Below are 14,575 nucleotides of genomic sequence, written 5' to 3' on the forward strand. Positions count from 1 at the left end.
TGCCAGCGGTCATCCTGCACGCTTTTTTCGTCCCTTCCCGCCCGATGGTGTTGGAGAGATTCCGTTGGCCTGGATGAAATGTGATTATTTCCACATGGCATCATTTTTGCTTGTTGTTTTTGCGCAAGTCTTCCTGCAGCGCAAAAAACCCTTGTACCAATGACAAAAGCTGAGGCTATACTCGATTGGCGATGACTGATCCGGGGAGCGGGAATCCCGGTGAGGAAAGGGCTACCTCTTCCGGCCAGGCCGGCATGAACCGATGCAAAAATCGGGACGACGGCGGGCCGCAGTTGCCACGGGGGTGGTCCTGTTAGCGCTCATGAGCAAGATGTCTGGGGGTCGTCTTACAGGAGAGAAGCATGAATCTGGAAGCACTGTTTCAGCAGCAAACCGCATTGCCGAGCATTCCCAAGGTAGTGCAGGAAGTCATCGAAAGTTTCAACAACGAGTCAGTCTCGATCGAAGAGATCGCCAAGAAACTGGCCGCCGACCAAGTCCTCAGCGCCAAGATCCTGCGCCTGGCCAATTCCTCCTACTACCACGTCTCGCGCACCATCGGCACGGTGGAGGACGCGGTCCTGATGCTGGGTTTCATGACCGTGCGTACGCTGGTGGTCAGCACCGGCATGGCGGGCAGCTTCAAGAAGCTGCCGGGCGTGGACCTGAAGCTGTTCTGGCGTTACAGCCTGGATACGGCCGTGGTGTCCAAGTGGCTGGCCAAGCAGTCCAAGCTCAATTCCGATTTCGCCTTCACCGTGGGCCTGATGCATGCCATCGGCCAGTTGGTGATGCATGCAGCCATGCCGGAACAGGCGCTGCAGGTGGACAAGGTGGCCGGTCCGCTGGACGCCCGTCGCCTGGATGTGGAACGCAAGTCCTTCGGTTACGACTTTGCCGACGTGGGCGCCGAACTGGCCCGTCGCTGGCGCTTCCCGGACGAGTTCAGCCAGGTCATCAAGGCCTTCCCGCAGCCGCTGGAAGGCAAGTACGATCCTTTCGCCGCCATCGTCCACCTGGCCACCTGGCGTGCCCGGGCCGAAGAAAACAAATACTCCGCCGATGAAATGGAATCGACCTTCCCCAGCGAGGTGGCCGCCAAGCTGGGCCTGACGCTGGCGACCTTCACCGAAGAGATGCCGCCGCTGCCGGAGCTGAGCGAGGGCATGCAGGAACTGGTGGCCTGATCGCCTTTTGCCTGCCTTTTACCTGCTTCTGGCAGGCTGCAAATGACAAATGCCGGCTCCCGCAAGGGGCCGGCATTTTGTCTTGGTGCTTCCGCAGTACGGTCAGTGTGGCCGCAGCGCTCAGTAGTTCAGCTTGGCGTCCAGGAAGTTGAGCATCGAGCGGTAGGCCTGGCTGCGCGCATCCGGGTTGCCGCCGCTGGTGACACCCTCGCCGCGCTTGCCCACGCCGGCCACGTCCATGCGCACATGCACCGGCAGGCCGGGCGCGTCGAAGTCGTGGTAGGTGTCGGGGTAGAGGCGCAGGGCGATTTCAGTATCGCTGCCCTGCATCTTCTGTTCGATCGCTTCGCAGGCCTGGGGTGGGGTCCAGTCGTCGTTCTCGCCCATCAGGATCAAGAGCGGCGCGGCCGGCTTGAAGGCTTCGCCGGACTTGGCATAGGGGCGGCAGTCGGGATAGAAGGCCACGGCCGCGCGCGGCTGGATCTTGCGGACCGCCACATCGGTTTCTGCCAGATTGATCGAGGCCAGCAGGGTCGAGGCGCCGTGCGACCAGCCCAGCAGGGCAACGCGCTTGACGTCCACGTCCGGCTGGGAGGTGACCCAGTGCATGGCCGCCTGCACATCGAAGCGCCGGTTCATGGCACTGATCTCGCGCTGGGCCACGGTGTCCTGGCAGGTGGAACGGCGGCCACGCGGGGTAAAGCTGTCCGGGAACAGGACGTTGTAGCCGGCGTCGGTCAGCACCCGCGCCATGGCGAGATGGCGTGGCGTGAATTCGCCCTTGCCATCACGCACCATGCTGTAAAGGCCGCCGCAACCATGCAGGGCGATCACGGTGGGATAAGGTCCCTTGCTGTTGAGCGACTTGCGCGCCTTGATCCACACGCCATAGAGCGCGGTCGCCTTGCCACCCTTGCTGTCCACGCTGGTCAGCGAGACGCGGCGCGCTTCCAGCGGCGGCGGTGCTGCCGCAGTGGGCGCAGCCTGCACGCGTGCGCCGATCAGGGCCAGCGTTGCTGCAATGCAGAACGCGGCTACCGGTTTTCCCCAGTGATGCATAGTGTGTGATTCCCCGTATCGATGCCGTGCCGTCTGTTTCCGGACCCGCCCCATGGCCCGGGAAAATGGTCTCTGAAGCAATATCCTTCAGGGTTTGCGACGGTGACGTGTTCTAAATTCGTTCAGCCTTTATTTTACAAAAGTGAAGAGCTCGTCGGCGTGGCAAATCGGTTTTTTGCGCTGCAAAAACCTGATCCTGCACAAACCTCGGGCGCGGCTGTCCATCCTTCGCAACAGCTTGTCGTCTTGCCAAATGACACTTCATCCATCTGTTATCGGCATGTAAAGCCTGAACTTGAGACGGGGCGTCTCCCGGCGATGATCGCTCTTCTCATGGCAGGGCGAAAAAAAAGCTGCCCGGTCATCCCGGGCAGCTTGCGGTGAAACATCTGATGCAGCGACGCTCAACCGGTATTGCGCAAGCCGGCGGCCACCCCGTTGATGGTGAGGTGGATGCCGCGCTGCACGCGTTCTTCCGGCGTGCGCTTGGCCGCTGCGGTGGCGCGGTGGCGCTTGATCAGTTCGACCTGCAGGTGGTTCAGCGGGTCGAGGTAGGCGAAGCGGTTCTTGATCGAGCGCGCCAGCAGCGGGTTGGCGGCCAGCCGTTCCTTGCTGCCGGTGATGGTGGAGAGCACGGTGCTGGTGCGTTCATGTTCGTCGGTGATACGACCGAAGATGGTATTGCGCAGCTTGCGGTCGGCCACCAGCCCGGCGTAGCGCGAGGCCACGGCGAGGTCGGTCTTGGACAACACCATGTCCATGTTCGACAGCAGGGCGGCGAAGAATGGCCATTCCTTGCACATGGCGCGCAGGGTCGCCAGGCGCCTGGACGTCTCCTTGGCGTGGCCGGCCTCGCCCAGCCAGCCCGAGACGGCGCTGCCAAAGCCATACCAGCCCGGCAGCAGCAGGCGGCACTGGCCCCACGAGAAGCCCCAGGGAATGGCGCGCAGGTCTTCGATGCGCTGGCTAGCCTTGCGTGACGCCGGGCGCGAACCAATGTTCAGTTGCGCGATTTCGGCGATCGGCGTGGCGGCAAAGAAGTAGTCGGTGAAGCCCGTGGTTTCATAGACCAGGTTGCGGTAGGCCTGATAGGCGCGTTCCGACAATTCCTCCATCACCCGCTCGAACTCGGCCAACTTCCTGGCTTCCTTGCTGTCGGTGTTGGTCGGCATCAGGCTGGCCTCCAGGGTGGCGGCAACCAGCAGTTCCAGGTTGCGGCGACCGATCTCCGGGTTGGAGAACTTGGAGGCGATGATCTCGCCCTGTTCGGTCAGGCGGATCTGGCCGTTCACGGTACCCGGCGGCTGCGCCAGGATGGCCTGATAGCTGGGGCCGCCGCCACGGCCGACGGTGCCGCCGCGACCATGGAACAGGCGCAGCTTGACGCCGGCCTCGTTGAACAGCTCCACCAGCTGGTTCTCGGCCTTGTAGAGCTCCCAGTTGGAGGTCAGGAAACCACCGTCCTTGTTGGAGTCCGAGTAGCCCAGCATCACTTCCTGCAGCTTGCCGTGCTTGGCGATGAGGCCCTTGACCTGGGGTTGGGTCAGCCAGCCGCGCATGATCTCGGCAGCGCAGCGCAGGTCGGGGATGGTCTCGAACAGCGGGATCACCATCAGCTCCAGCGCCTGCAGCTGGTTGCCTTCGATATGCAGCAGGCCGGTCTCCTTCTGCAGCAGCAGCACTTCCAGCAGGTCCGACAGGGTCTCGGTATGCGAAATGATGTAGTTGCGGATGGCGCGCTCGCCATAGCGGCGGCGGATCTCGCGGGCCGCACGCAGGATGGTCAGCTCGGAATCGGTCTCGTCGGCATACTGCACGTAGGGCGAGTACAGCAGTCGCGGTCGCGACAGTTCACCCAGCAGCAGCGCGATCTTGCGCTCTTCGCCCAGGGCCGCGTAATCGGCCTCGACCTGGGCCTTGGCGAACAGGTCGGCCAGCACGCGTTCGTGCACGTCCGAGCTCTGGCGCATGTCCAGCGTGGCCAGGTGGAAGCCAAAGATTTCCACGGCGCGCTTGAGGCCGGCCAGGCGCGGCTTGACCAGTGCGGCGCCGTGATGGGCCTGCAGCGACGTCACCAGCACGTCCAGTTCGGCCACGCAGTCGGCCGGGTTGGCGTAGGGGGCGGCACTGCCGATTTCCTGGCGCAGGATGTTGACCACGCCCAGCGAGCGGGCGGTGGCGGCCAGGCGCGCATAGATGCCGATCAGGGCGCGCCGGTAGGGCTCGTCGGCGCGATGTTCGGAGTGATCCGGCGAGGTATCGGCCAGGGCCAGCAGTTCCGGGCTGGCATCGACCATCAGGGTCGAGATGGACAGCTCGGCACCCAGCGTATGCACTTCATCGAGGTAGTAATCGAAGATGGTGGTGGACTGGCGCTTGAGGGCATGCTGCATGGTGGCGGCATTGACGTTGGGATTGCCGTCGCGGTCGCCACCGATCCAGCTGCCCATCTGCAAGTAGGGCGGCAGCTCGGCCACGCGCGCCTTGGCACGCGAGGGGAACTGGCTGTCGATCTCGGCTTCGATGTCGTCGTACAGCGCCGGCAGTTCGCGCAGGAAGGTGATGCGGTAGTAGGAGAGGGCGTTCTCGATCTCGTCGGCCACCGTCAGCTTGGTATAGCGCAGCATGCGGGTCTGCCACAGGGTGGCGATGCGCGCGCGCAGCAGTTCGGTGTTGTGGCGCAGTTCGCGGGGTGTCAGCGGCAGGTCGCGCTCGGCCACCAGGCGGGCGATTTCGCGCTCGGCATCGAGGATGGACTTGCGTTGCACTTCGGTCGGGTGGGCGGTCAGCACCGGCGAGACCAGCGCTTCCTTGAGGAAGCTGCGCACCTGGGCGCCGGAAACACCGGCATCATCCAGGCGCGACAGGGCATAGGCCACGCTGCCCGGTTGCGCTTCGGAACCGGCCAGCAGGTGGGCGCGGCGGCGCCGGTTGTGGTGCTGGTCCTCGGCGATGTTGGCCAGGTGCGAGAAGTAGGAGAAGGCGCGCACCACCGAGTTGGTCTGGTCGCGGGTCAGCTTCTTCAGGAGCTTGTCGAGCTCGGCACCGGCTTTGGCATCGGACTCGCGGCGAAAGCGTACGGCGGTCTGGCGGATGGTCTCCACCACCTCGAAGACGTCATCGCCTTCCTGTTCGCGGACCACCTCGCCCAGCAGGCGGCCCAGCAGACGGATGTCTTCCTTGAGCGGGGCATCCTTGTCGGTGCCGCGTGCGGGTTTGCTGGGTGGAGTGGCGGGCTTGGCAGTCTTGGCGCCAGCCGGACGGGAGGGGGAGGAAGCGGAGCGGGCACTGCGTGTAGTTGGATTTGTAGTTGCCATGATCAACGGTTGCTGCGGTTTTCGGGGAGGAAAGTCGTGCTTGTGGATCGGATTGCCAGTGGTGTGCGTGCTAGAATTTGCCTCGTTTTTTATGGTTGCGTTTCGCTTCTGAACTGCGTTTTTGATCGTTTTACAGTCTGGATTCGCCGGTCTCCTGCTTTCCTTGTCTCCTCTGCCGCGGGTGCCACGACTGAATCGGAAAGCCCGTCTTGAAAGAATTTCCTCCTTCCAACATCGTCATCGTTTCGCGTGAAAGTCGGCTTGCCATGTGGCAGGCCGAATACGTGCGGGACCGTCTGGCGGCATTATATCCGCAGTGCAGCATCAATATCCTCGGCACCACCACGCGCGGCGACCAGATCCTGGATCGCACGCTCTCCAAGGTCGGCGGCAAGGGTCTGTTCGTCAAGGAGCTGGAAGTGGCGATGGCCGAAGGCCGCGCTGACCTGGCTGTGCACTGCCTGAAGGACATGCCGATGGATCTGCCCGAAGGCTTCGAGCTGGCCGCCGTGCTGGAGCGCGAAGATCCGCGCGATGCCTTCGTCTCCAACGACTACGCCTCGCTGGACGAGCTGCCCGACGGCGCCGTGGTCGGCACCAGCAGCCTGCGTCGCCAGGCCATGATCGCCGCCCGTTATCCGGAACTGGTGGTCAAGCCGCTGCGCGGTAACCTCGATACCCGCCTGGGCAAGCTGGATCGCGGCGACTATGCCGCCATCATCCTGGCCGTGGCCGGCCTGAATCGCCTGGGCCTGAAGGCGCGCATCGCTGCCTTCCTGGCGCCCGAGCAGAGCCTGCCTTCGCCGGGGCAGGGGACGCTGGCCATCGAAATCCCCGAGGGCCGCGACGACATCAAGCGCCTGCTGGCGCCGCTGCATGACGAAGCCGCTGCCGTGGTCTCGGCGGCCGAACGTTCGGTCTCGCGCATCTTCGGTGCCAGCTGCCAGATTCCACTGGCGGCCTATGCCACGCTGGACGGCGACCGCCTGCACCTGCGCGCGATGATCGCCACGCCTGACGGCGAACAGGCTGCCGCCGCCGAAGCCGAAGGCACGGCAGCCGCGCCGGAAGCGCTGGGCGCCCAGGTTGCCGATCTGCTCAAGGCCCGTGGCGCCGACGCCATCCTGGCCGCCTGCAAGGCCCAGGCCGATGCCGCTGCCAGCTGAGTCGGCAGGCGGCTTGCCGGTGGTGGTCACGCGACCACTGCAACAGGCGCAGGCCTTTGCCGACGCCGTGCGGCAGCGGGGGCGGGAAGCGGTGGTGTTCCCGCTGCTGCAGATCGCGCCGGTCGAGGATGCCGGCACCCTGCGGGCCACGCTGTCGCGCCTGCAGGAGTTTGCGCTGGTGGTCTTCGTCAGTCCCAATGCCATCGATGCCGCATTCGCTCACCTGGATGACTGGCCAAGTGAACTGCCGATAGGCATCGTCGGCGAGGGCAGCCGGTTGGCCCTGTGCGCGCATGGCGTACAGGCTTCCAATACCACTCTCTACGGGCCGCAGCGGGCCGACAAGATGGATTCGGAAGAATTGCTCAAATCCCTCCCCTTGGAACAATTGCGCGGTCGTCGTGCTCTGATCGTGCGCGGCCAGAGCGGCCGTGATTTCCTGAGTGAAGCATTGCAACAACACGGCGTGATGGTCGAACACCTGACCGCCTATCGTCGCCTGGCCCCGGTGCTGGATGCGCAAACTCGCCCGCAGCTGCTGGATTTGCTGGACGGTGGAGCCGATTGGGTGATCACCAGTTCGGAGGCCTTGCGCAATTTGCTGGAGTTGGCAAGACTAGCCGGGGGCGAGGAACGTGTGGTAAAACTGCAACGACAGCGTATCTTCGTCTCGCACCATAGGATCGCCGAGAACGCACGGGAGCAGGGCTTCGTGCAGGTGATCCAGACCGGTTCGGGCGATGAGCGCCTGCTTGCTGCCCTTGCTGCCTCTGCTACTTGAGTGGCCGCGTAATTTGCCGCGTTACAATCCAGCCCATGAACGAACAGCAATCCACTCCCCAATTGCCGGAGCCCCAGCCGCAAGCCAGCCAGAGCGCTGGTGCGGCCGCCTCGCAGGCGTCCTATACCTTCACCACGCCGGACGGCACCGCCGTGATCCGCCGTCGCCAGCGGGCACAGACCGTCGTGCTGCTGCTGGTCATTGCCGGCCTGGGTGCGCAGTGGTGGGTCTCGCATTCCGAACTGCGCGACCTGCGCAGCGAAGTGGCGCAGCGCCTGCAGAGCGGCGACAACAGCAGCAATGAGCTCAAGGGCGTGTTGAAGAGCGTGCAGGAAAGCACCAAGGAACTGCAATCCAAGGTCAGCGTGCTCGACAGCAAGCAGGCCGAATCCCAGAGCCAGCAACTGGCCCTGGAGCAGATGTACCAGGACCTCAACAAGAACCGCGACGACTGGGCACTCTCCGAGATCGAGGAAGTGCTCTCCACCGCCGACCAGCAGCTGGAACTGGCCGGCAACGTCCAGGGCGCCCTGATCGCCCTGCAGAATGCCGACAAGAGCCTGTCGCGCTCGGACAAGGCGCAGTTCATCGTCATCCGCCGCGCCATCGCGCGCGACATCGAACGTCTGAAGGCACTGCCGACGGTGGACATCGCCGGCATCGCCGTGCGTCTGGACAGCGCCATCGGCCAGATCGACAACATGCCGTTGCTGGTGGACGAGCGTCCGGTGGAATCGGCCACCGAACCCCGTCCGCAGCGCGTGAGCCCGGCGCCCGCAGCGGCCCCGGTCAGCAAGGCCAATGCCGCGCATCCCAAGACAAACACCAAGGCCGAAGCCGCACCGGCCGAAGCCTCCGCCTGGTCGCAATGGCTGGCCGGCGCCCGTGAAACCTGGCAGAGCATGAGCACCGAGATGTGGTCCGAGCTGCGCCAGCTGGTGCGCATCCGCGAAGTGCAGACGCCCGAGGCGATCCTGCTCTCGCCCGGTCAGGCCTATTTCGTGCGCGAGAACCTCAAGCTGCGTCTCTTGAATGCCCGCCTGGCGCTGCTGTCTCGCAACGAATTCGCCTTCCGCAACGATCTGGCCTCGGCCCAGGACACCATCGCCAAGTATTTCGATACCCGCGCCAAGCAGGTCCAGACCACCCAGTCGCTGTTGAAGCAGGTGCAGGGCAGCAACCTGTCCATCCAGTTGCCCACGCTGGCGGAAAGCCTCAACGCGGTGCGCAACTACAAGGCCCGTCCCTGAGCCGCTGACGCATACCTGATATGAAAATACTGCTCTGGCTCCTGACCCTCTTCGCGTCCGCCATCGGCCTGGCCGTGCTGGCACGCTTCAACCCGGGCAATGTGGTGCTGTTCTATCCGCCGTACCGCATCGACCTGTCCCTGAACTTCTTCATCTTTGCCGTGCTGGCGGTGTTCCTGGCGATCTACGTGGTCATCCGCGCCGTGCGCCTGACGCAGAAGCTGCCTGGCCGCGTGATCGCCTATCGCCGTGCCAAGCGCGAGAACGAAAGCAACAAGGCCCTGCGCGATGCGCTCAAGGCCTATTTCGAAGGTCGCTTCGGCCAGGCTGAAAAGTCGGCCACCCGTGCCTGCGACCTGGCCGACAATGCCGGCATCGCGGCCCTGATCGCCGCCCGCGCCGCGCATCGCATGCGCCAGGGCGAACGCCGCGATATCTGGCTGGCCAGCACCGAGGTCGACCCCACCCTGAAGGCGGCGCGCCTGATGACCGCGCTCGAACTGCAGGTGGATGAACACCACTTCAAGCAGGCGCTGGAAACGGTGGAAGAACTCAACGCCAACGGCACGCGCCACATCCAGGCGTTGCAGTGGGCGCTCAAGGCCAACCAGCAAGCCAAGAACTGGCCCGAGGTATTGCGTCTGCTGCAGACCCTGGACAAGCGCAATGCCCTGCATCCGGCCCTGTCCAACCGTCTGCGCGAGATGTCCTACGACGCCTTGCTGTCGGACAGGGCGCACGATGCCGAATCGATCCGCCTGCTCTGGAACGGTGTTCCCGGCACCGACAAGCTCAAGCCCTACATCGCCGTGCGCGCGGCCCAGGCCTTCTCCAGCCGTGGCCTGCATGACGAAGCGCGCAGCCTGCTGGAACGCGCCCTGGCGGCCGACTGGGATATCCGCCTCTTGCGTGCCTACCGCGAATCGACGGCCGAGGCAGGCTCGCCGGCGCTGCTGTCGCAGATCGAGCATTGTGAATCCTGGCTCTCCCGCAATCCCACCGACGCCGAACTGGCCCTGACCCTGGGCATGTTCTGCCTGCGCCAGAAGCTGTGGGGCAAGGCCCAGCGCCATCTGGAGCAAGCCCTGTCGGACGCCATCGAGCCGCGCACCGTGCGCGAATCGCATCTGGCGCTGGCGCAGCTGCATGAAGCGCTGGACCAGCCGGACCAGGCCGCCGCCCACTACAAGCAATGCGCCCTGGCCACGGCCATCCGTTGAACTTGTTGCAGGCAGGAATGACCAAGGCGGAAGCGGCGCAAGCCCTTCCGCCTTTTTTGCAGGCGGCTGTCATGTTGGCGTAAGTTGCAGCCGCCAAGATGCAGACCCAAGTCCGATTGCCGCTATAATTGCGGCTTTCCGCGATCAGGCCCGCCGTACGGCCTGCGCGAAAAAGCTTTCTGTTTTCTTTCCCTAGTGAGAATCCCATGAGCCTGAACAACGTCCCCGCCGGCCGCGACCTGCCCAATGACTTCAACGTGATCATCGAGATCCCGATGAACGCCGATCCGATCAAGTACGAAGTGGACAAGGACACCGGCGCCATCTTCGTCGACCGCTTCATGGGCACCGCCATGCACTACCCGTGCAACTACGGCTACATTCCCCAGACCCTGTCGCAGGACGGTGACCCGGTGGACGTGCTGGTGATCACCCCGTTCCCGCTGATCCCGGGCGTGGTGGTGCGTTGCCGCCCGATCGGCGTGCTCAAGATGGCCGACGAATCCGGTATCGATGCCAAGCTGCTGGCCGTGCCGGTCGACAAGATCCTGCCGATCTACACCCACTGGCAAAAGCCGGAAGACCTGAACGAACTGCGCCTGAACCAGATCAAGCACTTCTTCGAACACTACAAGGACCTGGAAAAGGGCAAGTGGGTCAAGGTCGAAGGCTGGGAAGGCCCGGACTCGGCACGTGCCGAAATCCTGGCTGGCGTGGAAGCGTACAAGAACGCCAAGTAATCCCGCGACAAGCCGCACAAGAAAAATCGCCCGACAGGCGCAAACCTGTCGGGCGATTTTTTTTTGATCCGTCGATTACCAACCACACCCGTTCGGACTGAGTAGGCCCGAATGGGCCGTATCGAAGCCTGTCCTGAGCCTGGCGAAGGGGCGCTCCGTCAGCGGATGTCGCGCCGTAGTCGCGTCTTCGATACGACGCTGCGCGTCTACTCAGTCCGAACGGTAGGCGCGTACGCAGTGCAAGAGCAACACCTTAGTCCAGCTTGGCGGCGTGCTCGCGGGTGGCGTGGAAGGTGACTTCCGGCCAGCGTTCCTGGGTCAGGCGCAGGTTCACGCCCGAGCTGGCCAGGTAGGCCAGGTTGCCGGCCGCATCCACGGCCAGGTTGGCACCGGCCGAGGAGCGTTCGAAATCGGCCAGCTTCTTCTTGTCCTCGCAGGTGATCCAGCGGGCGCTGCTGATGCTGGTCCCTTCGAAGACGGCATCGACGCCATATTCGTTCAACAGGCGGCTGGCCACCACTTCGAACTGCAGCACACCCACCGCACCCAGGATCAGGTCGCTGCCGGTGACCGGCTTGAAGACCTGCACCGCGCCTTCTTCGCCCAATTGCTGCAGGCCCTTGTGCAACTGCTTGATCTTGAGCGGATTGCGGATGCGCGCCACCCGGAAGAAGTCCGGCGCGAAGTAGGGGATGCCGGTGAACTGCAGCATCTCGCCTTCGGAGAAGCTGTCGCCGATCTGCATGTTGCCGTGGTTGGGCAGGCCGATGATGTCGCCGGCATAGGCTTCTTCCACCTGCTCGCGGCTGGAGGCCATGAAGGTCACCACCGAGGACACTTTGATGTCACGGTTCAGGCGCAGGTGCTTCAACTTCATGCCGCGTTCGAAGCGGCCCGAGCACACGCGCAGGAAGGCGATGCGATCACGGTGCGCCGGGTCCATGTTGGCCTGGATCTTGAAGACGAAGCCGGAGAACGGCTCCTCGGTCGGCTTGACCTCGCGCACGGTGGCGTCGCGGCCGCCCGGACCGGGCGCCCAGTCCAGCAGCGCGTCGAGGATCTCGCGCACGCCGAAGTTGTTGATGGCCGAACCGAAGAACACCGGCGTCTGTACACCGGCCAGGAAGTCGTCCAGATTGAAGGGGTGGGAGGCGCCATGCACCAGCTCCACCTCCATCTTCAGTTGTTCGATCTCCAGCGGGAACATCTCTGCCAGCTTGGGGTTGTCGATGCCCTTGATGATTTCCACGTTGCCGTTGGCGCGTTCTTCGCCGGCCTTGAAGAGCATGATCTCGTCGCGCAGCAGGTGATACACGCCACGGAAGTTCTTGCCCATGCCGATCGGCCAGGTCACCGGCGCACACTGGATCTTGAGCACCGACTCCAGCTCATCGAGCAGCTCCAGCGAATCGCGGGTCTCGCGGTCCAGCTTGTTCATGAAGGTGATGATGGGCGTATTGCGCATGCGGCAGACGTTCAACAGCTTGATGGTCTGTTCTTCCACGCCCTTGGCGGCGTCGATCACCATCAGCGCCGAGTCCACGGCGGTGAGCACGCGGTAGGTATCTTCGGAGAAGTCCTGGTGGCCCGGGGTGTCAAGCAGGTTGACCACGTGGTCGCGGTACTCGAACTGCATCACCGAGCTGGCCACCGAGATGCCGCGCTGCTTTTCGATTTCCATCCAGTCCGAGGTCGCATGACGGCCGCTCTTGCGCGCCTTCACGGTACCTGCCAGCTGGATCGCACCCGAGAACAGCAGCAGCTTTTCGGTCAGCGTGGTCTTGCCGGCGTCAGGGTGGGAAATGATGCCGAAGGTACGGCGGCGCTTCACTTCGCGCGCGATCAGGTCGGACGAGACCTTGCGGCCACCGCTGGAGACGTCCGAAGCGTCGGATGCGTCGTCGGCAGCGCTGCTGGCGACGTCGGGGAGTGCGTTGCTGGGTTCTTGCATGGCGGGTCGCCTGTTTGGAAAGCTCTGGAGAACCCGAGATTATAACTGAAGCGGCCCGCGCTCCCGCATGTTTGCCGGATGGCAAGCTCTGCCGGGGCGGGCCGTTGCGAACAGTGCTTTGTAACGGTGCTCAGGAACGTTCTCCTCAGGAACGTTCGTCAGGGCGCTCTTCGCGCCGAGGATGCTGGTCGCGTTGCTGCTCCCTCTGCTGTTGCTGGCGTGCCTGCTGCTGGACCTGCTGGCGTTGCGCCTGTTCCTGGTGCTGGCGGCTTTGCTCCCGCGCCTGTTCCATCTGGCGCTGCTGATCATGCTGCTGGTTCTGCAGCTGCTGCTGGCGCATCTGCTGTTCGCGCTGTTGCTGTTGTAATTGCCGTTGCTGCATCTGTTGCTGGTGCTGCAGTTGCTGTTGCGTCTCCTGCTGGCGCATCTGCTGTTCACGCTGTTGCTGCTGCAATTGCCGTTGCTGCGTCTGTTGCTGATGTTGCAGTTGCTGTTGCGTCTCCTGCTGGCGCTGCTGCCATTGCCGCTCCTGCGCCTGTTGCTGCTGGCGTTGTTCCCGGCCTTGCTGCTCGCGCTGGTCCTGCTGCTGGCGGATCATCTGTTCGCGCTGGCGTTGCTGCTCATTGGCCTGCTGCTCCCGTTGGTGTTGCTGCTCCACCGCCTGGCGCTGACGCAACTGATCCTGCTGGGCCACACGCTGCTGGACATTGTCCGCCACCGGCAGCGGGCGAGGCTGGGCGCCCGGCATCGGGTGATCGCGCCACGATGGTGTGGCCTGGGCCTGAGCTTGCCCCGGACCGGGCGGCGGAGTCAGGGCGGGTGCCGGTTGGCGGGCGTAACGTCCACCACCGCCATAGCGCGCATCGTGATGCCAGACCACCGGCCGCTGGTTGACCGTGACGTTATTGACCACCCGGGTGTTGTTGATGTTGTTCACGTTGGTGACATTGGTGACGTTATTGATGCGGGTCTGGCTCACCATCACCTGCCGCTGCCGCCAGTCGGGACGGGCATCGCCGAACACCGCGTTCATCACGCCGATACCGGCGCCAAAGCTGATGCTGGCCGAGAAGCCCGGCGCATAGCTGGGCGGGCGGTAGCGCGGCGGCGGCGCCCACACCACGGGCGGTGCCGACGGCCACCACCAGTCGCCATACACCACCACCGGGTTGTAGTAGGGCACATAGACCACCTGGGGGTTGACCGGCACGATCTCGATCATTTCATCCTGCACCACCACGCGCTGCTGCGGGCTGGATTCCAGCGTACCGGCAATGCGCGCACGCTCGCGCAGGTTCTGCACCGTGTCCATCACCGATGCCTGCTGGCCGAGGAAGGCCTGGCCCATCTGCTGGGTCCAGTCCAGGCGGTCATTGAGCATGGCCAATACCGAGGGGAATTGCACCAGCGCCTTCACGCTCGGGTCCCAGGGCATGGGCGCCACCGCCCGCGCCAGGCCATCGCCTTGCAGGCCGGGGCGGGCTTCCACGAAGCGCTGCGCCTGCACCACTTCCAGCGGATAGGTCGAGGCCATCAGCACCTGTGCCAGCAGCGAATCGGGATACAAGGCTACCGGCGCCAGCATCTGGTCCAGTTGTTGCTGGGTGTAGACGGGCGGGGCGGCCGGTACCGCGGGGTAGGCACTTTGCGCCTGCGCGGGCAGGCCCGAGACCAGTGAAAACAGCAGGCAGGCGGCCCAGGCCAGGGATTTCTTGTTCACGTCATTCTCCTTGCCGAATTGCGCCGGAAGGAAGGGACTTGAAGAAGTATTCGGCTTCCAACGCATTGAAGTGAACCTATAGTCCGTCAACCGGCAAGAGGGAGGTGTAACGGAAGTGCAAGCGATGTTTCAGTGGCCGGATGGGGGCGCAACCTGGTCGCAACTCGGTGGTGCGGGCCGCTTG

The 14,575-nt window shown here is 64.0% G+C and carries 10 protein-coding genes; 6 read left to right on the forward strand and 4 right to left on the reverse strand.

Annotated elements, in window-relative coordinates; translation table 11 throughout:
- Positions 1 to 362 precede the first annotated feature (362 nt).
- Positions 363 to 1,187, forward strand: a complete 825-nt coding sequence (locus HBH1_RS05505) for an HDOD domain-containing protein (protein ID WP_102661896.1) — start codon at positions 363 to 365, stop codon at positions 1,185 to 1,187.
- A 120-nt stretch (positions 1,188 to 1,307) separates the two neighbouring features.
- Here the strand turns inward: HBH1_RS05505 and HBH1_RS05510 are convergent, their stop codons facing one another.
- Both HBH1_RS05510 and ppc read right to left on the reverse strand, forming a co-directional pair.
- Positions 1,308 to 2,246, reverse strand: a complete 939-nt coding sequence (locus tag HBH1_RS05510; RefSeq protein ID WP_102661897.1) for a dienelactone hydrolase family protein — start codon at positions 2,244 to 2,246, stop codon at positions 1,308 to 1,310.
- A gap of 404 nt (positions 2,247 to 2,650) precedes the next feature.
- Positions 2,651 to 5,563 carry a phosphoenolpyruvate carboxylase gene (ppc, locus tag HBH1_RS05515; protein ID WP_102661898.1) on the reverse strand — a complete coding sequence of 971 codons (2,913 nt, stop codon included), beginning with the start codon at positions 5,561 to 5,563 and terminating at the stop codon, positions 2,651 to 2,653.
- A gap of 209 nt (positions 5,564 to 5,772) precedes the next feature.
- Here ppc and hemC point away from each other — a divergent pair, with 209 nt between their 5' ends.
- The 5 genes from hemC to ppa all read left to right on the forward strand — a co-directional run bounded on the left by hemC (position 5,773) and on the right by ppa (position 10,720).
- Entirely contained in the window at positions 5,773 to 6,729 is a 957-nt protein-coding gene (hemC, locus tag HBH1_RS05520; protein WP_102661899.1) for a hydroxymethylbilane synthase, read from the forward strand.
- A complete protein-coding gene (locus tag HBH1_RS05525) occupies positions 6,713 to 7,510 on the forward strand; it encodes a uroporphyrinogen-III synthase (protein WP_102661900.1) in 798 nt (265 codons plus the stop codon). The genes hemC and HBH1_RS05525 overlap by 17 nt, the downstream gene beginning before the upstream one ends.
- A gap of 35 nt (positions 7,511 to 7,545) precedes the next feature.
- Entirely contained in the window at positions 7,546 to 8,760 is a 1,215-nt protein-coding gene (locus HBH1_RS05530) for a uroporphyrinogen-III C-methyltransferase (RefSeq protein ID WP_102661901.1), read from the forward strand.
- 20 nt (positions 8,761 to 8,780) lie between these two features.
- Positions 8,781 to 9,980: a heme biosynthesis protein HemY gene (locus HBH1_RS05535; protein WP_102661902.1), complete on the forward strand. Its 1,200-nt coding sequence runs from the start codon at positions 8,781 to 8,783 to the stop codon at positions 9,978 to 9,980.
- Between the two features lie 206 nt (positions 9,981 to 10,186).
- Positions 10,187 to 10,720 (forward strand): inorganic diphosphatase, encoded by a 534-nt coding sequence (gene ppa / locus HBH1_RS05540; protein ID WP_102661903.1) that lies wholly within the window; start codon positions 10,187 to 10,189, stop codon positions 10,718 to 10,720.
- 253 nt (positions 10,721 to 10,973) lie between these two features.
- Here ppa and HBH1_RS05545 read toward each other — a convergent pair whose 3' ends face one another.
- Entirely contained in the window at positions 10,974 to 12,671 is a 1,698-nt protein-coding gene (locus tag HBH1_RS05545; protein ID WP_006463347.1) for a peptide chain release factor 3, read from the reverse strand.
- 145 nt (positions 12,672 to 12,816) lie between these two features.
- Positions 12,817 to 14,391, reverse strand: coding sequence for a DUF3300 domain-containing protein (locus tag HBH1_RS05550; protein ID WP_102661904.1), 1,575 nt, complete (start codon positions 14,389 to 14,391; stop codon positions 12,817 to 12,819).
- Positions 14,392 to 14,575 lie beyond the last annotated feature (184 nt).

The organism is Herbaspirillum sp. BH-1 (assembly GCF_002870055.1).
GTDB lineage: Bacteria > Pseudomonadota > Gammaproteobacteria > Burkholderiales > Burkholderiaceae_D > Herbaspirillum > Herbaspirillum frisingense.